Origin of the sequence: Pararhizobium sp. LjRoot255 (assembly GCF_964252905.1) — a bacterium.
In the GTDB taxonomy this organism is placed as follows: Bacteria; Pseudomonadota; Alphaproteobacteria; order Rhizobiales; family Rhizobiaceae; genus Pararhizobium.
In genome coordinates, this window is record NZ_CAXUPQ020000003.1 from 133,820 (window position 1) to 157,762 (window position 23,943).

General features: G+C 58.0%; 25 protein-coding genes and 2 pseudogenes. 10 read left to right on the forward strand and 17 right to left on the reverse strand.

What is annotated here, in order from left to right; translation table 11 throughout:
- Window positions 1-107: 107 nt before the first annotated feature.
- Genes ACSQ2W_RS26355 through ACSQ2W_RS26370 form a run of 4 tightly spaced genes read right to left on the reverse strand, consistent with a single transcriptional unit; the run spans window position 108 to window position 4,657 of the window.
- Window positions 108-2,555 (reverse strand): xanthine dehydrogenase family protein molybdopterin-binding subunit, encoded by a 2,448-nt coding sequence (locus tag ACSQ2W_RS26355; protein ID WP_436089116.1) that lies wholly within the window; start codon window positions 2,553-2,555, stop codon window positions 108-110.
- A complete protein-coding gene (locus ACSQ2W_RS26360; RefSeq protein WP_436089117.1) occupies window positions 2,552-3,313 on the reverse strand; it encodes an N-acyl homoserine lactonase family protein in 762 nt (253 codons plus the stop codon). The genes ACSQ2W_RS26355 and ACSQ2W_RS26360 overlap by 4 nt, the downstream gene beginning before the upstream one ends.
- On the reverse strand, window positions 3,310-3,789 hold the full coding sequence (locus ACSQ2W_RS26365; RefSeq protein ID WP_436089118.1) for a (2Fe-2S)-binding protein: 480 nt from the start codon (window positions 3,787-3,789) through the stop codon (window positions 3,310-3,312). The genes ACSQ2W_RS26360 and ACSQ2W_RS26365 overlap by 4 nt, the downstream gene beginning before the upstream one ends.
- On the reverse strand, window positions 3,782-4,657 hold the full coding sequence (locus ACSQ2W_RS26370; protein WP_436089119.1) for an FAD binding domain-containing protein: 876 nt from the start codon (window positions 4,655-4,657) through the stop codon (window positions 3,782-3,784). The genes ACSQ2W_RS26365 and ACSQ2W_RS26370 overlap by 8 nt, the downstream gene beginning before the upstream one ends.
- A 252-nt stretch (window positions 4,658-4,909) precedes the next feature.
- On the opposite strand from ACSQ2W_RS26370, the gene ACSQ2W_RS26375 reads away from it, so the two are divergent.
- Window positions 4,910-5,716, forward strand: coding sequence for a CoxG family protein (locus ACSQ2W_RS26375; protein WP_436089120.1), 807 nt, complete (start codon window positions 4,910-4,912; stop codon window positions 5,714-5,716).
- Window positions 5,717-5,796: 80 nt separating this feature from the next.
- Here the strand turns inward: ACSQ2W_RS26375 and ACSQ2W_RS26380 are convergent, their stop codons facing one another.
- From ACSQ2W_RS26380 to ACSQ2W_RS26395, 4 genes are read right to left on the reverse strand one after another with little or no spacing between them, the layout of a single operon-like run.
- A complete protein-coding gene (locus ACSQ2W_RS26380; protein WP_436089121.1) occupies window positions 5,797-6,759 on the reverse strand; it encodes a branched-chain amino acid ABC transporter permease in 963 nt (320 codons plus the stop codon).
- A gap of 2 nt (window positions 6,760-6,761) precedes the next feature.
- Window positions 6,762-7,649 (reverse strand): branched-chain amino acid ABC transporter permease, encoded by an 888-nt coding sequence (locus tag ACSQ2W_RS26385; protein ID WP_436089122.1) that lies wholly within the window; start codon window positions 7,647-7,649, stop codon window positions 6,762-6,764.
- Between the two features lie 34 nt (window positions 7,650-7,683).
- A complete protein-coding gene (locus tag ACSQ2W_RS26390) occupies window positions 7,684-8,391 on the reverse strand; it encodes an ABC transporter ATP-binding protein (RefSeq protein WP_436089123.1) in 708 nt (235 codons plus the stop codon).
- On the reverse strand, window positions 8,384-9,142 hold the full coding sequence (locus tag ACSQ2W_RS26395) for an ABC transporter ATP-binding protein (RefSeq protein WP_436089124.1): 759 nt from the start codon (window positions 9,140-9,142) through the stop codon (window positions 8,384-8,386). The genes ACSQ2W_RS26390 and ACSQ2W_RS26395 overlap by 8 nt, the downstream gene beginning before the upstream one ends.
- A 266-nt stretch (window positions 9,143-9,408) precedes the next feature.
- On the opposite strand from ACSQ2W_RS26395, the gene ACSQ2W_RS26400 reads away from it, so the two are divergent.
- From ACSQ2W_RS26400 to ACSQ2W_RS26440, 9 genes are all read left to right on the forward strand, one after another.
- Window positions 9,409-10,617 carry an ABC transporter substrate-binding protein gene (locus ACSQ2W_RS26400; RefSeq protein WP_436089125.1) on the forward strand — a complete coding sequence of 403 codons (1,209 nt, stop codon included), beginning with the start codon at window positions 9,409-9,411 and terminating at the stop codon, window positions 10,615-10,617.
- 61 nt (window positions 10,618-10,678) lie between these two features.
- Complete coding sequence (locus tag ACSQ2W_RS26405; protein WP_436089126.1) at window positions 10,679-11,446, forward strand: enoyl-CoA hydratase-related protein; 768 nt, start codon at window positions 10,679-10,681, stop codon at window positions 11,444-11,446.
- 73 nt (window positions 11,447-11,519) lie between these two features.
- Window positions 11,520-12,275, forward strand: coding sequence for an SDR family NAD(P)-dependent oxidoreductase (locus tag ACSQ2W_RS26410; RefSeq protein WP_436089127.1), 756 nt, complete (start codon window positions 11,520-11,522; stop codon window positions 12,273-12,275).
- Between the two features lie 25 nt (window positions 12,276-12,300).
- The gene (locus tag ACSQ2W_RS26415) at window positions 12,301-13,839 is read left to right on the forward strand and encodes a class I adenylate-forming enzyme family protein (RefSeq protein WP_436089128.1); all 1,539 of its coding nucleotides are present in this window, start codon (window positions 12,301-12,303) and stop codon (window positions 13,837-13,839) included.
- Between the two features lie 29 nt (window positions 13,840-13,868).
- Complete coding sequence (locus ACSQ2W_RS26420; RefSeq protein WP_436089129.1) at window positions 13,869-15,029, forward strand: iron-containing alcohol dehydrogenase; 1,161 nt, start codon at window positions 13,869-13,871, stop codon at window positions 15,027-15,029.
- Window positions 15,029-15,472, forward strand: a complete 444-nt coding sequence (locus ACSQ2W_RS26425; RefSeq protein WP_436084177.1) for an acyl-CoA thioesterase — start codon at window positions 15,029-15,031, stop codon at window positions 15,470-15,472. The genes ACSQ2W_RS26420 and ACSQ2W_RS26425 overlap by 1 nt, the downstream gene beginning before the upstream one ends.
- Window positions 15,473-16,003: 531 nt before the next feature.
- Window positions 16,004-16,300, forward strand: coding sequence for an XdhC family protein (locus tag ACSQ2W_RS26430; protein WP_436084388.1), 297 nt, complete (start codon window positions 16,004-16,006; stop codon window positions 16,298-16,300).
- Window positions 16,300-16,983, forward strand: coding sequence for an XdhC family protein (locus ACSQ2W_RS26435; protein ID WP_436089130.1), 684 nt, complete (start codon window positions 16,300-16,302; stop codon window positions 16,981-16,983). The genes ACSQ2W_RS26430 and ACSQ2W_RS26435 overlap by 1 nt, the downstream gene beginning before the upstream one ends.
- 6 nt (window positions 16,984-16,989) lie before the next feature.
- Window positions 16,990-18,624 carry an NTP transferase domain-containing protein gene (locus ACSQ2W_RS26440; protein ID WP_436089131.1) on the forward strand — a complete coding sequence of 545 codons (1,635 nt, stop codon included), beginning with the start codon at window positions 16,990-16,992 and terminating at the stop codon, window positions 18,622-18,624.
- 32 nt (window positions 18,625-18,656) lie between these two features.
- Here the strand turns inward: ACSQ2W_RS26440 and ACSQ2W_RS26445 are convergent.
- The 9 genes and pseudogenes from ACSQ2W_RS26445 to ACSQ2W_RS26485 all read right to left on the reverse strand — a co-directional run.
- A pseudogene (locus ACSQ2W_RS26445) lies at window positions 18,657-18,758 on the reverse strand (helix-turn-helix domain-containing protein); the annotation flags it as partial.
- A pseudogene (locus ACSQ2W_RS26450) lies at window positions 18,746-18,957 on the reverse strand (ISNCY family transposase); the annotation flags it as partial. The pseudogenes ACSQ2W_RS26450 and ACSQ2W_RS26445, both read right to left, overlap by 13 nt.
- 315 nt (window positions 18,958-19,272) lie before the next feature.
- Window positions 19,273-20,310: an IS110 family transposase gene (locus ACSQ2W_RS26455; RefSeq protein WP_436088926.1), complete on the reverse strand. Its 1,038-nt coding sequence runs from the start codon at window positions 20,308-20,310 to the stop codon at window positions 19,273-19,275.
- Window positions 20,311-20,580: 270 nt separating this feature from the next.
- On the reverse strand, window positions 20,581-20,778 hold the full coding sequence (locus ACSQ2W_RS26460; protein WP_436088925.1) for a hypothetical protein: 198 nt from the start codon (window positions 20,776-20,778) through the stop codon (window positions 20,581-20,583).
- A gap of 437 nt (window positions 20,779-21,215) precedes the next feature.
- Window positions 21,216-21,569 carry a c-type cytochrome gene (locus ACSQ2W_RS26465; RefSeq protein ID WP_436088924.1) on the reverse strand — a complete coding sequence of 118 codons (354 nt, stop codon included), beginning with the start codon at window positions 21,567-21,569 and terminating at the stop codon, window positions 21,216-21,218.
- Window positions 21,570-21,575: 6 nt separating this feature from the next.
- Complete coding sequence (locus ACSQ2W_RS26470) at window positions 21,576-22,406, reverse strand: DsbA family protein (RefSeq protein ID WP_436088923.1); 831 nt, start codon at window positions 22,404-22,406, stop codon at window positions 21,576-21,578.
- Window positions 22,400-23,134 carry an SCO family protein gene (locus tag ACSQ2W_RS26475; protein ID WP_436088922.1) on the reverse strand — a complete coding sequence of 245 codons (735 nt, stop codon included), beginning with the start codon at window positions 23,132-23,134 and terminating at the stop codon, window positions 22,400-22,402. The genes ACSQ2W_RS26470 and ACSQ2W_RS26475 overlap by 7 nt, the downstream gene beginning before the upstream one ends.
- Window positions 23,131-23,772 carry a TlpA family protein disulfide reductase gene (locus ACSQ2W_RS26480; protein WP_436088921.1) on the reverse strand — a complete coding sequence of 214 codons (642 nt, stop codon included), beginning with the start codon at window positions 23,770-23,772 and terminating at the stop codon, window positions 23,131-23,133. The genes ACSQ2W_RS26475 and ACSQ2W_RS26480 overlap by 4 nt, the downstream gene beginning before the upstream one ends.
- Window positions 23,773-23,777: 5 nt before the next feature.
- Window positions 23,778-23,943, reverse strand: a 166-nt coding sequence (locus tag ACSQ2W_RS26485) for a DUF411 domain-containing protein (protein WP_436089143.1), incomplete at its 5' end; no start/stop codon positions are given.

Sequence of the window (23,943 nt, forward strand, 5' to 3'; positions counted from 1 at the left end):
CAAAGCGGCCTTCTTTCTGCAACCAATCATGCGGTTCGAAGATTTACAGGATTTTTGGCGTCGTTTGCTCGTGCAACAAAACGATTGCATCAAAAGATGCCGACTACTCAGTCCGCCCCCGTGACTGACGGATTGCTGCGCAGTCGGCTCTCAGCCGGCGTTCCAATCGCCGGGGCTGGACTAGAAGCGGTGCGATCCCGAAGCATCTGGAATATTCGTTCCGGTGTCACAGGAAGCGTTTCCACCGATGCGCCAAGATGCCACAACGCATCAGACACGGCATTTGCGATTGCTGCCGGTGCACCAATCGTGCCGCCTTCGCCCATTCCCCGGAAGCCGCCAATATTGTTGGGGAGCTCCGCTTCGATATGTACAATTCCGATATCCGGGACACTGCTCGCCACGGGGACGAGGTAGTCGGCAAGGCTCGCGGTAATCGCCTGTCCTTGATCGTCATGAACGATCTCTTCTAGGAGAGCAGCACCTATGCCTTGCGCTACTGCGCCATGGACCTGGCCGTCGACGATCATCGGATTGATGATCTTGCCGCAATCCTCAGCGACGACGTAGCGGAGTACCTTGACGCCGTAGGTCTCCGGATCGACTTCGACCATTGCGAGATGAGTGGACGAGCACGCGGTGCCAAGATAGGGGTCATAGGTCTCAGAGGCGGTGAGGTCCTCACGCTTGTCGCGTGGAATTCGCCCCATCTGTGTATAGACCGCGAACGCGACTTCCTTGAGTGTCATCGTGAGGTTCGAATTGCGACTGGTAACGATGCCATCGTGAACGTCGAGGTCTTCAACGCTCTGCCCCATTAAATTGGCTGCGGCCCGCAGAACCTTGTCCTTGACCACGCGCGCGGCCAGCGTTGCCGCACCTCCGCCCAGAACCGCTGAGCGACTGGCATAGGTGCCACTGGCCATGGGCACAAGCGAGCTGTCGCCGTGCTTGACTTCGATGTCTTCGAACTTGCACCCAAGCTCGTCTGCGATCACCTGGGCGAGGGTTGTTTCGAGGCCTTGACCATGCGACGAAATTCCGAACGCTGCCGTGATCGCACCTGTGGCGTCGATCTCGATTTTGGACGTCTCGGTGCCCGTGTTGATTGGCATGCCGGGGGCGACGGAGATGCGTGATCCGATGCCGGTTAGTTCCGCATAGCTCGCCAGACCGATCCCCACCCAGCGGCCGGCTTTTCTGGCGGCATCCCTTTGTTGGACAAGACTGGGATAATCAACGTGTGCGCAAGCACCTTCCAGGCATTCGTGAAAGGCCGACTTGTCCCAGATGATCCCGGAGGCGGTTCGATACGGAAATTCCTCGGCCGTCACCAGGTTCTTGCGGCGAAACTCAACCGGGTCCATGCCAAGCTTCCGCGCGGCCATGTCTATCAGGCGCTCCATCGCAAAAGTCGATGAGGGGCGGCCGACCCCGCGATATGGCCCGGTGGGTGGCTTTGGCGTGAGAACGCCCCTGATCCGACCGCGGTAGTGCTCCATCCTATACGGACCGGGAAGAAAACTGACCACCTGCACAGTTTCCAGCGCCGCCGTCCATGGGTAGATCGAATAAGCGCCGACATCACCGATGACATCTGCACGCAGCCCGATCAATATGCCGTCCTTCGTCACAGCAAGTTCGGCTTCGATCAGTTCGTCGAAAGCCTGGCTTGTAGCGGAAAGATCCTCAAGACGGTCGCTGATGAATTTCACTGGCCGCTTGAGCTTGCGGGCCAAGGCGCTAACGAGAATTTCTTCGCTATACAGTGATCCCTTGCCGCCGAAACTCCCGCCGACGTCCGGCGCGACGACCCTAAGACGATTTCCGGGTAAATTAAGGCAACCGGAAAGAACGTCGCGGATGACACCCGGAATATTTGAAGATGTGTAAAGCGTCAGCGACTGGTTTCGTGCGTCCCACTCGGCGAGATAAGAGCGGTTCTCCATCGCAACGGCTGTCTTGCGTGTCATCCGGAACCGTCCCTTGACGGTGACGGCAGCCCCTTCGAATGCCGCATCGACATCGCCCCGCTTGAATTCGCGCTTGATGATCGTGTTCGTGCCAGCCTCTTCGTGAAGGAGAGGTGCGTCGTCCTTGACGGCGTCAACCTGCCTAATGGCGAACGGCAAAGGCTCATAGTTGATGGTGATGTGCTCAAGTGCATCTTCAGCCGCGTAACGGCTTTCAGCGACGACCGCGATGACTGGCTCGCCAACGTAACGAACCTTCTCCCTTGCAAGGGGCCAGATAGGCGTCGCGTAGTAGCCCGGCATGCGGGACGTGGGGATGGCGGGGCTGATTTCATCTTCGAGATCGGTCGCATCATAGATTGCCACGACTCCGGGAACGGAAAATGCCTCACCAACCTCGATGCTGGTGATGCGGGCATGCGGCTGGTCCGACCGTCGCAAAGCCACGTGGAGCGTGCCTGGTGGCGTCATGTCGTCCACATATCGCCCCACCCCCGCGAGAAAACGCGGATCTTCCGTGCGCTTTACTCCTTTGCCGACGAGTTTCGGACGATGCTCAACGGAATGGTCACGCTGGTTCATTCATAGCACTCCAGGCTTTTCCGCAACATCGTCCACTGTCTGTCATCGTGCCCGGAAATGACCGTTTCACCCTTGTCCCGGGATGCCTTCAGTTGAGCAAGCGCTGCTGCGGCCAGGTCCGTATTCCAGGTGTTTTTGGGGGCCACGCCTTCATCGATGTTCATCTGCAGGGGAGCTGCATCGGAGGCAAGGATGAACGTTCCGTCCCGATGCAACGACACCCGCGCTGTTGTCATCCCAGGCGTGTGCCCCGGCATGGGAAGGAGCACGATGCGGCCATCACCGAAGACGTCGAATTCCGCGTCGAACGTTTGGAAGCCTTGCGGCTGGTCCCATTCCTGCTTCAGATAACCCTGGTTTTCAGCGCCCTCAGCCCTCGCGGCGTTTACCTCCGCCTCATGGCAGAGGATGGTCGCGCGTCGGAAGTATTCGTTGCATCCGCAATGATCGGGGTGAAGGTGTGAGCAGATGACGACATCAATGTCATCCGGTTTCAGTCCAAGCAGATCCAACTCCCGGAGCACTGTCTGCTCCGGTGTGAATATGGGGGTCATCACCTTGCTGAGCCCGCCCCACCGGGTTTGGGGATCGGCTGCTGCCTGCGGACTGCAACCGCTGTCAAAAAGGACGTTGCCCTGCGAATGCCGCATCAATGTTGCATGCACGGGCAGATCGATCACCTCCTCTTTTGACGCTCCGGAAATGAAGATAGATCGGCGCATGCGCAGCCGACCGCCTTGAAGGAAGTGCATCTTCATTCCAATGGTCCTCTTTCTTGTGCCAGTTCGCGCACAGCATTGACGATGTGCTCGTAGCCGGTGCATCGACAGATGTTGCCTGACAGGGCCTCGCGGATCTGCTCATCGGTCTCGAGCGGATGGTAGCGAAGCATGTCGGTGATCGCCATGATGAAGCCCGCCGTGCAGAACCCACATTGCAGTCCGTGATGCTGCCGGAAGGCTTCCTGAATGGGACCCAGCTGGTCCATGCTGCCCTGTCCTTCAATAGTCTCGATCGCCATGCCCTCGACTTGTACCGCCAGCGTGAGGCATGATCTTGCACTGCGGCCGTCTAGGAGGACGGTACAAGCACCGCAGACCCCATGCTCGCAGCCAACATGCGTTCCGGTCAGGCCAAGCTCATGGCGCAGAAAATCGCTAAGAAGCAGGCGCGGCTCAATCGTTCTGGTGTAGGTCAGACCGTTGACGCAAACGGTGATCTTTTTCTCATTCATCAGTCATACTCGCTCGTCTCCATGAATCGCGCAGCGCGCGCCGGGCGAGCGCTGCGGCGAGATGCCGGCGGTAGTCGGCCGAGGCGTGGAGGTCGGTGTTCGGTCGCAGGATATCCTTTAGCGCAGCCGAGACCTCATCAAGGAGCGCATCAGCCACCGCCTGACCGTCTATCATTGCTTCGATTTGCGACAGGCGCAGTGGGGTCTCCCCGACGCCCATCATGGCGAAACGCACATCGCGCGCCGCGCCGTCTTCGATACGCATTGTCGTTGCTGCACAGGCCAGGGCAAAATCTCCATGACGTTTCGAGAATTCTTGAAAACCCCAGCCGGTATTCTGCGGGAGGGTATCGATTTCGACCGATGTCACCAACTCGTCAGGCTCCAGTGTACTCACGAGAGAGCTGACAAAAAAATCCGCTGCGGAAATCAACCTTTCGCCTCTGACAGAACAGGCGGTGATTACCCCGTTCAAAAGAAGCACCATCATTGGCATTTCAGCAGCGGGGTCCGCGTGACAAATGCTGCCGCAGAACGTCCCACGGTTGCGAACGGTCAGATGAGCAACGTGGTGCATGGCATCGTGCAGAACGGGAATATGTTGCTGGATCAGGCTATCGGTTGCCGTCATATAGTGGCGGACGGTTGCGCCGATCCGTATCCGGTCGCCACGTTTTTCGATGCGATCAAGCCCGTCGATGCCGTTGATGTCGATGAGGATGGTCGGCTTCACCAGGCGGAAATTGATCATGGGCATCAGGCTCTGACCACCGGCAATGATCTTGCCGTCTCCGCCGGATGCTGCCAGTGCCTCCGTTACATCAGAAATCGAACTCGCGGCGAGATAATCGAAGGGCGCTGGCTTCATGACGTCACCCTTGTTCGACCATTCCGGTCGATAAAAGTGTGACAAGTTTTCCGGCGCTGGACCGGTTTTGCCATCCCGTTGAGGGTGATTCCTGGAAAGCTTACCATCTTGGCTCCTCCATCACGCCGTGCCATGAGGCAGCTGTCTGTGATTTTGACTTGCATTATTAGACCTAATGGAAGAATGTCAAGTAATCTGGTGCGCTCAGGATCAATAGGGGCGAACGCCAATAATATGCGAGGAGGGCATCCCATGGATATGTCAGGTCAACAGCACATTCCGGCAAGCAAGGAGGAGGTGTGGAACGCGTTGAACGATCCCGAGGTCTTGAAGGTTTGCATCCCCGGGTGCCAGGAGTTGACCAAGTCGTCCGATACCGAGATGTCGGCCGTCGCGGTGATAAAGGTTGGCCCGGTGAAAGCCCAATTTCAGGGTGCGGTGACGCTGTCTGAACTGGACCCGCCTAACGGTTACAAAATCACCGGCGAAGGGCAGGGCGGCGTTGCCGGCTTTGCGAAAGGGCTTGCAACCGTCCGTCTTGAAGCTACCGACGACGGTACCATTTTGCACTACAACGTCGATGCCCAGATTGGCGGGAAGCTTTCCCAGCTGGGCGCACGGCTGATAGATGTGACGGCAAAACAGCTATCCGGTCAGTTTTTCAAGCGCTTCGCCGAAGAAATTGAGCGCCGCCAGAACCCGGTGCAGGTTGAAAGCGGCATCGAGCAGGCTAGTGGCAAGTCAGCGTCGGCACAGGAGAGGTCCCCGTCGCAGACCGTGTCAAGCAGCAGCAGAACGTGGGCCCCACCTATGTCCAATTCATCATCCACCGGCATGCTTGTCGGTCTGCCAATGATTGCAGCCGTTGTGTTTGTGTCAGTCCTGGCTGCTATGTGGGTCGCCCAAGGTGGTTTAGTGCCAGGCCTTGGTTCGGCGCCGGGCAATATGGCTCACGATGGCCAGGCTTGGGTGTCGAAAGATCTTTCGACCGTCGTGCAGATCATCATGGCCGCAGCCGTCGGTTATCTCTTCGGCACCCGCGCTACGTCCCGCGGCTGATGCATCTTTGTTCCGCATAGAAAAACCGGGGCTGAGATTTACCCCGGTTTTATTTACTTGCATAAGAAGACTTTTGTTGGTCAGCCGCGTCGGCGTTCGAGCAGAAGCTTTAACTCACCGAACACCCCCCGTCTGAACATCATGACGCAAACGACGAAGAACAGACCAATAATAAAGGTGATCGGCAGGCCGCTTGTCGACAGGAAATGCTCCAGCCCGACGACAAGACTTGCCCCGACGATCGGACCAATCAGCGTTCCCATGCCACCAAGCAGCGTCATCAGGATGACCTCTCCAGACATATGCCACGTAACGTCGACGAGAGACGCCAGCTGAAAGGCGATTGCCTTCATGGACCCGGCAAAACCAGACAACGCGGCCGATAGCGTAAATGCGATCAGCTTGTAGCGCTCCGGCTTGAGTCCGAGGGACGTGACGCGGGTTTCATTTTCACGGATGGCCGACAGGATGTGGCCGAAAGGCGAATTGACGGCGCGCCATATGATCACAAGGCCAATAACCGTCCCACCAAGCACGGTGTAGTACATTGACGTGATGCTGCGGAGATCGATTACGCCGAGAAGGTATCCGCGTGGTACGGCCTGGATGCCATCTTCGCCGCCTGTAAAGGGCATCTGCACCGCCAGGAAGTAGACCATTTGGGCGAGCGCCAATGTGATCATTGCGAGGTAGATGCCGTGACGGCGAATGGCCAGCGCGCCGAATACGAAACCGAGGCAGGCTGCAAAGACGGTTCCCGAGAGCACAGCAAGCTCAAACGGAAAATGCCAGACTTTGGCGGCATGTGCGGCGATGTACGCGGCCCCACCGAAGAAGGCCGCATGGCCGAAGGAGAGTAGGCCGGCATAACCCAGCACGAGATTGAACGCTGCGGCGAACAGCACAAAACAGAGGATTTTGATGAGGAAGAGAGGGTAAACGACTTGGGGTGCAACCAGCATCAGCACGCCGATCGCGACCAGCAGATAGGTTCCGGCTCTAACCCTAACCAGAAAAGACGAGGAAATGTTCGAGCTATTCATGATCAGGCCTCGCGACTAAACAGGCCGGACGGCCGGATGAGAATGACCAGCACCATCACGATGAACACCGCGATCGATGAGGCCGCAGGGTAGAAGGTCTTGGTCAGTCCTTCGATGATACCTAGGGCGAGAGCGGTAACGATTGCGCCTCCGATCGATCCCATTCCGCCGATGACGACCACGGCGAAGACAACGATGATTATGCTCGATCCCATTCCGGGGCTGACTTGGTAGAGCGGTGCGGCCAACGCTCCCGCAAAGCCGGATAGCCCGACACAGAAAGCATAGGTCAACGTCAGCATCAGCGGCACGTTGATGCCGAATGCTTGAACCAACGCCGGGTTTTCTGTCGCCGCCCGCAGATACGCACCGAGCTTGGTGCGCTCGATCGCCAACCACGTCAGAATGCAGATCACCAGCGAGACTGCGATCACCCAAGCGCGATACATCGGGAGGAACATGAATCCAAGATTGATGCCTCCCATCAGCGAAGGCGGAACGGGATAGGGCTTGCCTGCCGCACCAAAGATGTGGCGGAAGAGTCCCTCGAGCATGAGGGCTATGCCGAAGGTAAGGAGGAGGCTGTAGAGGTGGTCCATCCGGTAAAGCCGCCTGAGGAGAACGCGCTCCACCATGATTCCGAGAATGCCGACTGCGATAGGTGCCGCAATCAGCGTCGGCCAGTATCCCAGCCCCAGTTTTGAAAGCAAAAACCAGGCGGCAAAGCCGCCCAGCATGTAGAAAGCGCCATGAGCGAAGTTAACCACGTTCAGCATGCCGAAAATGATCGCTAACCCTAGGCTCAAAAGAGCATAAAATGACCCGTTGATCAGACCAAGCAACAGTTGGCCGAGCAGCACGGTGATCGGAACGCCGTAGATATCAGCCATCAGACAATACCTATTTGTAATCGCGCGTCATGGATCAGACCCCGAGATAGCGGTTCAGTCGGTCCATGTTGGCATCGAGTGTGTTGTTGGAAATCTCGTCGATGACCTTTCCTTGATCGAGGACGAAATGGCGGTCGGCAACCGAGGCGGCGAACCGGAGGTTTTGTTCGACCAGGATGATCGTCATGCCCCGGTCCTTCAAAACGCGCAGGGCAGCACCTATTTCTTCGATGATAACCGGCGCGATGCCCTCGGTTGGCTCATCCAGAAGAATGAAATCGGCACCGGTGCGCAGGATCCTTCCAATTGCAAGCATTTGCTGCTCACCGCCCGACAATCGTGTACCGGACGTATTGTCACGACCCTTGAGGTTTGGAAAAAGGCTGAAGATCTCGTCGACTTCCATGCCGCCAGCCTGCCACGCCGGCGGCAACATTAGGTTTTCGATCACATTCAGAGAAGAGAATATGCCACGCTCTTCCGGCACATAGCCAATGCCCAGACGCGCCACCTTGTGTGGTGCGAGCGACAATAGTTCGATGCCCTTGTAAATGCTCGAGCCTCGTCGCTTCCCGACCACTCCGACCAAACTGCGGAGCGTCGTTGACTTTCCTGCACCGTTGCGCCCGATCAGGGTGACAACTTCGCCTTTATGCACGTTGAAATTGACGCCATGCAAAACATGACTTTCGCCGTACCATGCCTCGAGATTATTGACGCGCAGGAGTGCGGATTCAGCCATGAGCTCCTCCCATATAGGCCTTGCGGACCTCGCTGTTGGAAGAGACATCGGAATAGGTTCCTTCGGCGATGATTTCTCCGCGTCGTAAAACGGTGATCCTATCGGACAAATCGGCGACAACGCCCAGATTATGTTCGACCATGAGAACCGTGCGGCCTTTTCCAACACTGCGGATCAAGGCGGCGGTCCGGCCGATGTCTTCGGTTCCCATTCCTGCCATCGGCTCGTCCAGGAGGAGCACCTCCGGATCCAGCGCAAGCGTCGTGGCAAGTTCCAGTGCGCGTTTTCGCCCATAGGACAATTCGCTGGCTTTCGCCTGTGCCCGATCGGCAAGTCCAACGCTTTCCAGAAGCGCAGTCGCTTCCTCGTTGAAGCGGCGAAGCGTCGCGTTGGATTTCCAGAAGGCAAATGTCTCTCGCTCGCGGGCCTGCAGGGCTACGCGGACATTCTCCCGTGCGCTGAGATGCGGGAAGACCGATGATATCTGAAACGATCTGACAAGCCTGAGACGGGCAATGTCGGCGGGCGCCATTGACGTGATGTCCTGATCCTTGAAGAAGATCCGGCCGCTGCTGGGTGGGAGAAACTTCGTCAAGAGATTGAAGAGTGTGCTTTTCCCCGCACCGTTGGGCCCGATCAACGCGTGAATCGTGCCCGGCTTGATCTTCAGGTTCACATTCTGCACGGCAACGAAGCCGCCGAATGAGCGTGTCAGTTCACGCGCCTCTAGAATGGGTGCGGTATTCAACAATGTATCCTCCCTTACCGCCGCGACTCTCTCCTTCAACGGGTGGCGGACAGCTAGTCCGTATCACCAACGCTTCGCCGACGGTGAAAGCAGAAAAACATACAAAGTCTAATAATGCAAGCTTGCATATCGTTATAAATTCTGCTTACCTTACATATGTTACCTATTGCAGCGCACATTTTCCTTGGAAAAGAACATGCAAGGTATGATAGAGCAAGTTTCATTAAACGTGCCGGAGGAGTTTGGCGCGGCACTTGGGAGGGTGAATTATGAGAGCTTTGAAGGTGTTACTGTCCTGTGGCATCGCCGTTGGCGTCTTGCCGTTGCCTGTTTTCGGGCAGGCCGCAGACCCCGTTCGCATTGGCGTGCTGACCGATGTCAGCGGCCAGTTTTCTCACGAGGCCGGCGAGGGTGCGATTGCGGCAGTGAAGATGGCCGTCGAGGATTTCGGCGGCAAAGTTCTAGACCGTCCGCTGGAGGTCGTCGTCGCAGATCATCAGAACAAACCTGAGGTCGCGGTTTCAACTGCTCGCGAGTGGTATGAATCGCAGGGCGTCACGATGATCAACAACCTGATCAATTCCGGTATTGCCCTTGCTGTCACGCAGGTTGCGAAGGACGAGGACAAGATCGCGATCGTCAACGGGTCTGGCTCGTCACGCCTGACGAATGACAGCTGCACCCCAAACAGCATCCATTATTCCTACGACACCTACGCCCTAGCCAACGGCACTGCCAACGAGCTTATCCGGCAGGGCTTGAAGAACTGGTTCTTTTTGACCGCTGACTATGCCTTCGGTCACGCGCTCGAGGCTGACGCGACGCAAATTGTGAAGGCAAATGGCGGAGAAGTTTCGGGTACGGTTCGCTATCCCATCGAAACCTCGGACCATAGTGCCTTCATGCTGCAGGCACAAGCATCGCCGGCTCAAGTCGTCGCGATGGCCGGTTCCGGCACAACCTTCGTGAATGCGGTCAAGTCTGCCGCGGAGTTCGGTCTCGCTGCGTCCGGAAAGACCGTGGCGGGCCTGCTAGTGTGGGACACCGACGTGCACTCGCTCGGCCTGGAAACGGCCCAGGGGATGATCCTGACCAGTGCATTCTATTGGGATCGCGATGACGAGACGAGGGCGTTCGCCAAAAAGTTCGAAGAGCGCGTCGGACGTCCGCCGCATATGGGAGATGCCGGCGACTACTCGTCGACGATGCACTACCTCAGGGCGGTACAGGCCATCGGTACGACCGATACCAAGAAGGTTATGGAGAAGATGCGGGAAACTCCCGTCAACGACTTCTTTGCCAAGAACGGGAAGATTCGTGAGGATGGCCGGATGGTTCACGACATGTACGTCTACCACGTGAAAACGCCTGACGAATCCAAGGGCGAGTGGGACCTTCTCAAGCTTGTCACGACAATCCCTGGGGACAAGGCTTTCCGGCCGCTTTCCGACAGTAAGTGCCCGCTTGTCAAGCACTGACCATACGTTGCCCGGTCCCTGTGGGGTCGGGCTTCCAATGAACGTTCGATAGGGCAGGCAGATGAGCGATATCGTCGTGGAGACCAAGGATGGGGTTGCCGTTGTCACGTTGAACCGGCCTCACCAACGAAATGCCGTCACCTATCAGATGTGGCAGCATCTGGCTGAACTGTTTGAGGGATTCAACGATAATCCTGCTGTGCGTTCGATCATTCTGACAGGCTCTGGCAACGACTTTTCGGCGGGCGCGGACATCAGCGAGTTCGAAGCCGTCCGCAGTGGGCTCGAGGAAAGCAAGCGTTACGAGATCGCGGTCGATGCTGCGGGCGACGCGATCTACCGGGTTTCCAAGCCGACGATTGCGGCCCTGCGAGGCTATTGCCTCGGCGGAGCCGCTCATCTTGCCATGTCCTGCGATTTCCGAGTTGCGCAGAATGGTGCGATTTTTAGTATCCCGGCCGCGCGTCTTTCTATCGTTTATGGCGTCTCCGCGACACGCAAGCTCTTCTCGCTTGTTGGTGTCACCGAGGCAAAGCGCATTCTCTACACGGGAAAGCGGTTCAGTGCCGACGATGCCCTCATCAACGGCTTCGTCGACCAGGTCGGGGACGATGCACTTTCCGCTGCTCGCAGTCGGGCTGCAGAGATGGCCGAGAACGCTCCTCTTACGATCAAAGGTGCCAAATTCATCTTAAATGGTTGTGCGCGCGGTGAACTCGATCGAGCCTCGGCAGAGAAGTTGATCGATCTGGCGAGTGACAGCGGTGACTATCTCGAAGGGCGACGGGCCTTCAAGGAGAAGCGTCCACCACTGTTCCTGGGAAAATAATACGGTGTTCATTCTATGAATGCCACGGCAATTTGCGCTGATCCGGCAGCCGTCACATCAAGGAGATAATCAAATGCAGACCAATCTGAACGGCAAGATCGCGCTTGTGACAGGCGGCGGCCGAGACGTAGGCGGAGACATTGCCCGCTCACTCGCGGCCGAAGGCGCCATCGTCGCGGTGAATTACAGCCGTTCACAGGATGAGGCGCAAGCTGTCGTCAGGTCCATTGAGGCAGCCGGCGGAAAGGCGAGGGCCTATCGAGCCGATATCAGCGACAACGAGCAGGTCAGGGCCATGGTCGCTGCCGTCAAGGCTGACTTGGGCACGATCGATGTGCTGGTCAACAATGCCGGTTACGTCAAATACCAGCGGTTCGTTGATTCCACCCCTGAAGAATGGAAAAAGCAGATCGACGTGTGCCTCTATGGCACAATCAATTGCTGCCATGCAATTGCGCCGCTGATGATCGAGCAAAATTCCGGTCGTATCGTCAATCTCGTCGGCGACAGCTCACGCATCGGAGAAGCCAATCTGGCGCTTGCCGCAGCAGCGCGCGGTGGGACCATCGCGCTCGGCAAGTCTCTGGCGCGCGAATTCGGCCGCAACAACATCACGGTCAACACGGTCTCGCTTGGTCTGATCGAGACTTCGCATTCGGATCCGGAATTCCTGGCCAAGAACCGAGAGAAGATCGTCAAGGCCTATCCCTTGCGCCGCATCGGTAAACCCGATGATGTCGCGCCGATGGTAACGTTCCTGGCATCGGATGCGTCATCCTGGGTGACCGGGCAAGTGATCAGCGTCAACGGCGGTTTCTGCATGGTGTGACCCGGAGGAGCAGGGAGGAGACAACATGATACACTTCGAGCTTATTGCGCCAGTCGGAGAGATTCTCCGACGGAATGCCCGCCTCTATCCTGAAAAACTTGCGTTCGAGGACAAGAGCAGGGCTGTTTCCTACGAGCAATTGAACGTGGAAACCGAAAACCTGGCATCTCAACTGGTGACCTTGGGCCTTCAAAAAGGACAGAAGGTAGCGATCTTATTGCCGAATACTGTCAACTGGGTCGTCGCATGTCTTGCGACGGTCCGTGCCGGCGGCGTCGCCGTTCCGGTCAGTATTGACTCGACCGACGCCGAACTAAGCTATCGCGTAACAGATGCGGATTGCGCGTTCGTATTCGCGCAGTCGGCCAGACGCCAGTCAATCGAAGCGCTGCTGCAAAATCTCGGGCGCTCGACAGTGCTGATTACGGACGGTTTCGAGAGAAATCTGGCTGATTTCACAACGCTCACCCAGACACGCGCATCCGATTTTGACGACGATAGCGACATCGATCGCCCCGCCTACATCGTTTACACATCCGGCACGACGGGCCAGCCAAAAGGCGTGTCGCTTTCGACCCGCTCCATGCTTTGGGTCACGGCCGCATGTTGGGCGCCCATTGCCGGACTGAGCCACAAGGATGTCGTTCTCAATACACTTCCCCTCTACCACTCCTATGCGCTGAACGTCGCCGTTCTCTCGATCATTGCGACCGCCGCGAGCGAATACATCATGGAGAAGTTCTCAACGTCTCATGCGACGGAGCTTCTACGGACGGGGCGCTTCACATTCATGCCTGGCGTCCCGACGGTCTTTCATTATTTCCTGTCGGCATGCCAGACGAGCGGCGAAAAGTTGTTGTCTTCCGTTCGGCTCTGCGTTTCGGCGGGAGCAATCCTGCCGGGGTCGCTGAACACGGATTTCGAAGAGTTTTTTGACGTTCCCTTGCTCGATGGCTACGGGATTACCGAAACATCGACAATGGTTACCATGAACTGGCCCGGCAAATGGCGCGTTCCGGGTTCATGCGGCTTGCCACTCCCGGGTCTGACGGTTCGGCTGGTCGATCCGAAAACGGGCGCGGATGTGCCCTTCGGCACGGAAGGCGAACTGATTTGCAAAGGCCCCAATCTGATGCAGGCGTACCACAACAAACCTCAGGAGACGCAAAAAGCAATTGTCGAGGGATGGTACCACACCGGGGATCTGGCACGCAGCGACGCCAACGGATTCCTGACCATCACCGGCCGCTTGAAGGAACTGATCATTCGTGGTGGCCAGAACATTGCGCCCGCCGAGGTCGAGGAGACGATCCTCCTCCACCACGCGATTATCGACTGCGCCGTCATCGGCGTTCCGCACGCAATGCTGGGAGAAGTGCCTGTGGCATGCATCGTCCTCAAGTCCGCGGTAAATTTCGATGAAGAGGCTTTGATCCGTCACTGTAGGGATCGCCTGTCAGTCTACAAGGTGCCGGACAGGTTCCTCATTGTCAGTGAAATCCCACGAACGGGCTCCGGCAAAATTCTGCGCGTCAAGCTTCGGGAGAGCCTCCCGGCTGCGTGATACGGGCGGAAAACATCAAGGAGAAAAGGATGAAACCCTTTGTATTCAGTACCACCGCCCAGATTGTGTTCCGAGCGGGAGCCTCTTCTGAAATCGGCGGTCTCGTCAGGAGGAAGCTCGGTGAGCGCGTCCTTTTCGTCACCGATCCGGGATTGCGCAAACTCGGTCTTTGCGACCCGGCGCTCTCTTCGTTGGCCGCGGCGGGCATCGAGGCGACGGTCTTCGACAAGGTCGAAGCCGACCCTTCGCTTGCGACAGTTCAGTCCGCGACCGATGCCGCCAAGGCCGGCGGCGCCACCGGCGTAATTGGGTTCGGCGGTGGTTCCTCGCTCGACGTCGCCAAGTTGGTTGCCCTGCTGTGCGGTTCGGGAGAGGACATCGACGGAGCCTGGGGTGTTGGCAACGCCAAAGGGCCGCGATTGCCACTCGTGCTCGTGCCGACCACAGCGGGAACGGGATCGGAGATGACGCCCGTCTCGATCATCACCGTCGGCGGCGATGAAAAGCGTGGGGTCTCATCGCCGATCATCCTGCCCGATATCGCAGTCCTCGATCCAGACCTCATGCTTGCGCTTCCGGCTCACATCACCGCAGCGACCGGCATCGATGCGATGGTGCATGCGATCGAAGCCTATACATCCAGAAGCGCAAACAACAATCCCTTGTCTAAAATGCTTGCTCGGCAGGCGCTGCAACTGCTCGGCGCCAACATCGAAAAGGCGGTCTTTGACGGCAAGAACCGAGAGGCGAGGGGAGCGATGCTTCTCGGTTCCATGCTCGCGGGCCAAGCCTTTGCAAACTCGCCTGTCGCTGCTGTGCATGCGCTTGCCTACCCCATCGGCGGGACGTTCCACATTCCACACGGCCTTTCCAACGCGCTCGTACTGCCACATGTCCTGCGCTTCAACGCGCCCGCTGCGGTCGCTGCCTACGCGGAGATTGCCGCCGATGCCTTTCCGGATCTCGCGCCCGAGCAAAGCAGCCAAGAGCGCTGCGCCGCATTCATCGACCGGCTCGCCGCTCTTTCGGCTAGTCTTGGGCTTCAACCGCGCCTGCGCGATGTCGGCATTAGCGAGGAACATCTCTCCGGTATGGCGCGCGATGCGATGAAGCAAACGAGGCTGCTGATCAACAACCCGCGTGACGTGAACGAAGCGGACGCCCTTTCCATCTACAAGGCGGCCTGGTGATGGCGGAACGTCCTCGTCCGAGCGGGCGGTCCGCCTACAGGATTTTCCGCACAGTCACGACCCGTTGGTCGGACAACGACATATATGGCCACATGAACAATGTCGTTCATTACAGCTTGTTCGATACGGCGGTGAACGGCTTCCTGATCGAGAACGGCGCGCTGGACATGAAGGGAGGCTCGGAAGTCTTCCTGGTGGTCGAAACGGGCTGCCGCTATCATGCGGAAATGGCGTTTCCAGACGTGGTCACCGCCGGCATCCGGGTGGCGAAGCTCGGCAACTCGTCAGTTACATATGAGATCGGTCTCTTCCGCAACGAAGAGGAAGTTGCAACGGCAGAAGGTTTCTTCGTGCACGTCAATATCGATCGCTTGTCGCGGCGACCGGTCCATTTCGGCGATGTTGCCCGCCGTCTGCTTGAAACGCTGCTCGTGCAGGCATAACGCTATCGATTGGAGGTTACCTCCCATGACAGTTCTCACCCCCAAACATCCCTCTCCCCTGCGAGGGTCTAAGCATGGTTAATCTAATGCGTATTGGCCCGCCCGGAGCCGGCAAGGGAACCCAGGCGGAACGACTGGCATCTCTCCACGGGTGACCTCCTATTTGAGATTCCAGAGGACGTTCTCTTGAGCCGGGTTGAGCATCGAGCAATGCAGTCCAAGGCCGCCGGCCATGCCGTGCGTTCAGACGATAATGCCGACGTGCTACGAAAAAGGCTTCAGGAGTACGGGGCAACAACTCGCATGATCCCCTTCTATGAGAAGCGCGGTCTAGTGACACGTGTCGATGCGAATACTGCTGTGGACGAAGTGTCCACTCGTATCCGCGCTATCATAGCCACCTACCATCGCCCATCTCATGACCGAGAGGCTGAAGAAAAGAATAACTTCACAAGAGGTCGTTCGGAAAGCAATCGGTCAACCCGATAAGGAGGCAGCGAAATTCGTAACGTGTCAAAGCCCGATCCTTTGATGACGGCAGAGAAATGGAAACAGAGCGGGCGTGACGTGGCCGTCGCGACCGTCATCGAAACCTGGGGTTCAGCGCCGCGTCCTGTCGGTAGCTCTCTGGTGATCGATGGCGACGGCAATTTCGAAGGGTCAGTGTCCGGCGGCTGTGTTGAAGGCGCGGTTATCGCGGAGGCGGTGGATGTCATCGGCGACGGTAAAGCAAGGATGCTGGAGTTCGGGGTTGCTGACGAAACTGCCTGGCGCGTCGGGCTATCCTGCGGCGGCCGCATCCGTGTCCTTGTTGAAAGGCTCGAATGATGGACACTGCGAATTTGAAACGGCTCAATGCCGCCCGGAGGGCGCGTCGAGCGGTGATGCTGGTCACGGATATGGAACGTGGAACCGATCAGGTGATCCTCGAAGGCGAGCCCGTTGATGGCGCGCTTCGCGAGGCCGTCGTGACGACATTTCGTTCCGGAACGTCGGGGACTTTTGTGATTGCTGGCGGCACATACTTCCTGAACGTGCATGTGCCGCCACCGCACCTCGTCATTATTGGCGCGGTGCATATCAGCCAGTTCCTAGCGCAGATAGCGGCTCTTGCCGGTTTCGACGTGCGCATCATCGATCCGCGAACTGCGTTCGCAACGCCGGAGCGTTTCGCAGGGATAGATCTGACCGCTGGCTGGCCGGTTGATGTCCTCGAGGACAGTCCGCTCGACGCCTATACGGCCGTTGTCGCGGTCACGCATGACCCCAAGATTGACGACTTCCCGATTGCTAAGGCCCTGCGAAGCGGCTGTTTCTATGTCGGGGCGCTTGGCAGCCGCAAGACCCATGGCTCGCGTCTTGAAAGGCTGAAGAAGGAAGGCTTTTCCGACGAGGAGTTGGCGAGGATCCATGGGCCGATCGGACTTGATATTGGTGCGTCAAGCCCGGCGGAGATCGCCGTGGCAATTGTGGCGCAGATCATCCAGGCCCTGCGCTCCTCCAAAAGGTGACAAACCATGATCTTTGGCGAATTCGATGTGCAGGGTGCAGAAGGGCTTCTGCTCGCCCATTCGATCAAGATTCCGGGCGGGGCGCTGCAGAAAGGGCATGTGGTTGATGTCAGGGACATTGACCGGCTGAAAAGCGCAGGCATCGAGAGGATTGTCGCGGCACGCCTCGAGGACGGCGATCTCGGCGAAAACGAAGCCGCGGCGCAACTCAGGGAGGCGATAGCGCCCGATCACCTCCGCTTCTCGGAGGCCGCCACAGGCCGCGTTAACATCTATGCCGGGGCTGACGGGCTTTTCGTGGCTAACCAGGAGGCTGTTGATCGGCTGAACCGCATTGATCCGGCGATCACGCTTGCCTGTCTTGCAGACCATACGCATGTCAGCTCCGGCGATATGGTGGCGACCTTCAAGATCATTCCGCTGGCGGTTCCAATCGCGAAGATCGAGGCCGCTTGTGCGGAACTCCGCGCGACTGCCCCATTTCAAGTGAAGCTGTTTACCAAACATGCCATTTCCTTGATCGCCACGGAACTGAGTTCGCTGAAAGTGCCGGTAATGGACAAAACTGCGCGCATCCTGGAGCGGCGGCTGGCCGCATCCGATAACCGGCTCTCCCGGGAACAGCGCGTGCCGCATGAGATCAAGGCGCTTGCGGCTTCGATCCAGAATGTCATCGCGATTCCGCAGGAAACACCGAAGCTTGTCATCATCTTCGGCGCCTCGGCGGTCATCGACGCGGCGGATGTCATTCCACAGGCGATCCGCGAGGCGGGCGGGCATGTCTTGAGCGTCGGCATGCCGGTCGATCCAGGGAATCTGATGGTCCTCGGCCGCATCGGGGAAACTTATGTCGTTGGGGCTCCGGGCTGCGCCCGCAGCCTGAAGCAGAACGGCTTCGATTGGATTCTCGACCGCATTCTGGCTGGCGAGGAGCCGGGCGTGCACGACGTGACCGGAATGGGCGTCGGAGGTCTGCTGATGGAGATACAATCGCGGCCGCAGTCGCGTGACCTACCTGCCAGAAAACGCGCGGATGCTTCCGTTGCAATCGTCCTGCTTGCCGCCGGGAGGGCGCGCCGCATGGGCGAGGGCGGCCAGCACAAGCTGCTGGCGGAATTCGACGGGATGCCGCTGGTTCGCCGCTCGACATCCATTGCTGTTGCCAGCAGGGCTGCTTCAGTCAGAGTCGTGACGGGTCATCGCCGTGGCGAAATTGAAGCCGCGCTTGAAGGCTTGAGCGTGACGCCGATCTTCAACGCCGACTACGCGTCCGGTATGGCAAGCTCTCTGGCAGCCGGATTCGTGCACGCCCTTGCGTGCGGCGCTGATGGTATTCTTGTTATGCTCGCGGATATGCCGGGCGTTTCGACGGCCAACCTGAACACTTTGATCGACGCATTCAAGGAGGCGGCCGGCCGGGCGATCATCCGAGCGGTTTCCGGGAGAAGGCGTGGAAATCCGGTCATTCTGCCACGATCGCTTTATCATACCGTGCTGGGTCTCGAAGGCGATGTCGGCGCGCGGCATATCATCGAGATGGCAGGGCTACCAGTTGTCGATGTCGACATCGGCGACGCGGCACATCTCGACGTGGACACGATCGAACAAATCGTTGCCGCAGGCGGGAAGTTAACTGTATAGGAGAGTTGACAAGACCGAGCCTTTCACACCGTAAGGTCCGGCATCTGCTGATCCTCGAACGTATTGCGTCTGAGCTCGCGCAAAATCGTCGATCGATGCCGTCCGAGTTTCTCGGCAATCACCTCTGCGTGTAGCCGATCTTCTCGCTGTTACTCGTCACCTTCGACGTTGGTTGCTGATCCTGACGCTTCTTTGATAAGGCCAGCACATCGTAACCTTGTTCTGGGTGCTCGCCGCATGCGTCACACGCTGGGAACGTCCTGTAGGGCAGGGAATGCCCTTCCAGCGCACGTCCGGCCGACGATCGGCGAAGGCAAAGGTCTCGACATAACGGTGTGATGATATAACATAACCGATGGGATAAGATATATTATGGAACTTCTCTATTCGGCGTGTTGAAGTCAAGCGCTGTCGAGCTTCCATTTACACCGGCATCTGACGTCGTTCACGGGGCCTTGCTTCTCTTCGGGATCGGGTCTCGCCCCTCCCATTATGGGGTCAGTTGAAAGAAGTGGAACAATCTAAGTGGCGTCCTGGTCGGATTGATCCAATCGGCACAAGTTCCATAGCGGACTCACTTCCTTCATCGTCCCGCGAAGGACATTTTTCCACCAGTCAGTGGAACCTTTTGTCTTGCTGTAAAAAGTCTCAGGCCTTTGCCAGTCCGCCGTTTTTTGACCAGTGGAACTCTGTGCCATCGCTCCACATGCGATGCATTATCACCGCAAGCCGCCGTGCCAGCGCCACGATCGCTTTCTGGTGGCCACGGCGTTTAGCGATATTCATTGCCCATGCTTTTAGCCAGGACCATTTTCTGACCACAGTCAGCATGACTTGGGCCGCCTCATAAAGCAGCGTTCTCATCATTTCGTCACCACACAGAGAGACACGGCCGACACGGCTACTCTCGCCCGATTGATTCAAAACCGGGGTTAGCCCCAGCGCAGGACCAACCGCTTTGGAGTTTTTGAAGCGGCCAGGTATGTCGATCGTGCTGACAAAGCCCAAAGCCACCACCGGCCCAACGCCTGGAATGGTCATCAAACGTCGGCAGGTCGCATCGTCTCGAACGATCGATAGCAGTCTTCGGTGCAGAGTTGTAAAGGTCTCCCAAAGTTGCTGTCTTGCCTCCAGCAACGGTTCAATGATGTGCTGCAGATCGGGCACACCTTCAAGAAGTTCCCGTATCCGAGCTGCAAAACCAATTCGCCCGATGACGCCAACCTTGAGACCGAAGTTACGCAGTAACCCGCGGATGTCATTCTCGATGTCTCTTGCCTTATTGGATATTAGCTTACGAGCAGTGAGTAAGGCGCGTCGTTGCTGGCTCGACACCGTTTTGACATGCACAGGACGAAACAGGTTAACCCGCATCATTTGGGCAATACCCCGGGCATCATTACGATCGGTTTTATTCACTGTCGCCTTGAGGAAGGCTTTGGTGTGTCGAGTTTCGATGCAAACAGCCGGTAGCCCGGCGTTGGCAAGACCTTCGAATAGCCATTGCGACAATGGCCCCGCTTCAAGGCCAATACGCACCAGACGCCAACCAGAATTGCTGAGAACCGCGATGAGATCATCAGGGTGGCTGGTGACTTTTACCTCTTTGCAAATCGTTCCCGCTTCATCAACGATGCACACGGAAGTCTCTTTCACGGAGACGTCTAATCCAACATAGTGGTTCACGCTGCGCTTCCTTTCTGATGCTTGTGGCTGTTTTGTACGGACCACGTTTTATCATCACTCGAAGCGCAGCACCCCTGCCACAGTTTCAAACCGCCAAAAGATGAGGTGCCGAGCCGAATACCCCATCTAAGCAATTGATTTTATTATGTATCTCGTGTGCAATCGGGACTTCATACTGTTTACTACGCGATTTGTCATCGCGTGTTATTTCGGCGTGAAAAACCCGGCTGATCAGGCCGGGTTCTCGACGATAAGCGGCGGTGGAGCCCGCTAGTGCGTGGTGCTGTTTATAAGTGCATCGATAAGTTTGATCTGCGAGCGCGTGCCGCGCTTGTACTCGTTGATCAATATCTTCGCTTCTGCAGTCGCTTCCTTGCGCGGAATGCGCTGCTGTGTGCACCAAGCGTCAAGAACTGACTGGAGCATATTGAGGTCTTTTGGTGGTATTGCGATATCGGAATTCTGCATCATTTTCCTCCCAGGAATTGACATCTTTTTTGTGAGAAGCCGCCTCCCTGCGGCCTCCGGCACATGCGACTTTAGTCTAAAGTCATAGGGGTACAAGATGAAAATGTGGCACTTGACGTGAGGTACGTACCCGTTTTTCTAAACCGCCGGGCGAGACCAATAGGGTCAAGCTAGGGACTGAAGGGGCATATCCTCAAGTGGTCGTTTTCAACGGACCCGAAGCACTGAAGTTCCTGCCAGAAACGTGGATTGGGCAGAGAATCTTGACCAAAGGACAGACCATCGATCAGCCGAAGTAACGATGATCCGAGTGGCGCGCGCCCTCTGTCACAGAGTTGGTTCCCGTTCACGACGGCTGATCTCCGCCTGATACTCGCGCTCCTGCACTGGCCAAGTGCTTTTGATGAAGGCGAGCACTGCGCGGATTTCTTTGTCGCTCATGATATTCCCGAAGGCCGGCATATCGCTTCGGTAACCCCGCCGACAACTGCTGCCGGTCCTTCCCTGGTAATGCGGAAGAGCACGCCGTCCGCATGATGCCAGGTGTGGCCGGACGCATCGTGCGGCGGCGCGGGCATGCGTCCGGAGGGCAGCGGGCGTTTCCAGTCCCGCTGGCCTTCGAGGTTCGCTCCGTGACAGGTGGCGCAATGCTTCGCATAGAGCGTCTTCCCCAGCGTGGCCGACGCATCGCCGTTCGAAGTCTGAGCGGCCAGCCAGGGCCATGCCCCTACGAGCCCCAAGCCCACCACGGCAGTTCCCAGTACTGAGAAGAGAACCGTCCTCGCCGACATCGGTGCCTAGCTCCCCCGTGCCGATGCGATCAGCCGCTTCATCCCGCCCGCGTCGGTCAGACCTTGCACGATCTCCCGACCCGCGACGAAGCTCGGAGTACCCGAGATGCGCAACACCTGTGCGAGCGCGATGTTGCGCCTGATGGTTTCGTCAAGTGCCGGGTCCTTCATGTCTTGTTTCAATTTCTCGACATCGAGACCAACATCGGCTGCGACTTCGAGGCTGGAGGTTTCCGTTATGCGGCCCTGGTAGGCCATCATCGCCTTGTGGAAGGCGAGGTATTTGCCCTGTTTCTGGCTTGCGAGCGCAGCTCGGGCGGCAAAGACCGAGCCTGGACCGAGGATCGGAAATTCCTTGAAAACGAGGCGCAGTCCCTTGTCCTCCTGCTCGAGTCTATCGAGCATCGGCGTCGCCTGACGGCAGTACGGGCAGTTGTAATCGAAGAACTCCACGAGAATGGCGTCGCCCTGGGGATTGGCCCCGAGCGGAGAATCGGGATCGTTGAAGATTTCATCGCGCCGTTCCGAGAGGACGGCAGTCACTTCGCTCTCGACCGCAGCCTGCCGACGGAGTTCCATGCCGTTGACGGATTCGACGATCACCCCGGGGTTGTCGAGCAGATAGGCCCGTAGTCGATGCTCGAGATCGTCAGTACCGCGAAGCGGTGGAAGAATGCCGGCCGCGAACAGCAGCGCCAGAGCGGAGAACACGACCGACAGCCCGGCCAGGGCAAATGAGGTGAACACCAAGGCTTTCAGGCCCCGTGACTGCTTCCCAGTGTTGGCGTTCGGCTCGGGCGAGCCGGATGCCAATTCTTTCGGCGCGTCTGCTACCATGGAAGCGATCCTTTGAGCTTGTCCCAAAAGCCGGGCTGCGGATGCGGATGCGGTTTTTGGGTCCGGTTTGTCAGCGCATTGATGAAGACGACAAAGTTGACCGGCTCGAACTTCAGCCCGTGAAACCGGGCGCGAAGACGGCCGTCCTGGTCGATCACGTGGGTGACGATCCCGTGCATTTGCATGCCGTCCTCGCCTTCCGTAAATTTGAGTCCGTAGGCCTCGGCGAGCTTGCGGGTCGTGTCCTCGGGCCTGTCCGGCGCAGACGTCAGGAAAACCCAGTTTACGGGATCGAGTCCATGCGCCTCGCCATAGTCGCTGAGGACCGGGCCGTTGTCGCGCTTCGGGTCCGTGGTGATGGTGACGAACTCGACCATCTCCTTCATCGGCGTCTGGTTGACCATCTTCTGAATCTCGGCGATCCGTTCCGCGTGAAGCGGGCAGACGTCCGGACAGTTGGTGTAGACGAAATTCAGGACAACAACCTTGCCGCGGAGATCGGAAAGGCTGACGGCATGCCCGTCCGCGTCCAGCAACGAGAACCCCGGCGCTTCGCTGTCGATGGCCTGGAAATATTTCTCCTTGTCACGGAGGCCCTGGTCGACCTCCTCGAGCGAGTGTGCCGAGGCGGGGGCGATCAACGCGATCATCGTGGCAATCGCCAGCGCTACCAAGTGAAGGACCCGCGCCAGGGAAACTGTGAAGCGTCCGGAAGCAAAGTCGATCATAGCGTACCTTCCTTTTTCTCGGGGACGGCCCCGCGTCCCGCCTCCCTTTCGACGATCGGCTTGAGGAACGCGACCATGTCCTTCGCGTCCCATTCGGCGGGACCCATCAGGCGGCCGAGTTCGCGCCCCTCGGCGTCGATCAGGATTGTCGTAGGCAATCCGACCGCCGCAAGGGCGGAGAGCGCTTGACCGCTGGCGTCGACGTGGACGGCGAGGTTCCGCACCCCGATCTCCGAGTAGAACGCCTTCACTGCCTCCGCTCCCTGGCGGTCAACCGAGAGGGCGACGACCTCAAAGCCGCCGCCGCCCAGCGCCGCCTGAAGCCGATCGAGGGTGGGCATCTCCTTGCGGCATGGCAGGCACCAGGTTGCCCACATGTTGAGCAAGACGACTTTGCCGCGGAAATCCGCGAGCGCGCGCGGACGCCCTTCGCCATCTGTGAACTGGACATCTGGCACTGGCCTCGGGACTTCCTTCAGTACGAACCCTCTTGGAATGCCCTCAAGCGACGGGGCGACGGGGGAGCGGAGCATGAATATGCCCCCAAGCCCCGCGAAGCCGATGACCACCAGCAGAAGTATTATCCAGCGGCGCGAGGCGGACGCGCCTGATCTGTCGACTGAGACAGTGCGAGTCATCCTGGTCATTCCGTCGCGTAAACCTCCTGTACCTTGCCGTCCTTTGGCACGGTGTAGATCACGAATTTTTCAGTCTTGGTGCCGGTCATGCCAGGCGATCCCATCGGCATTCCCGGCAGGGTGATGCCGGCGATCGCGGGCTTCTCGCTGAGGAGCTTGCGGACGACGTTG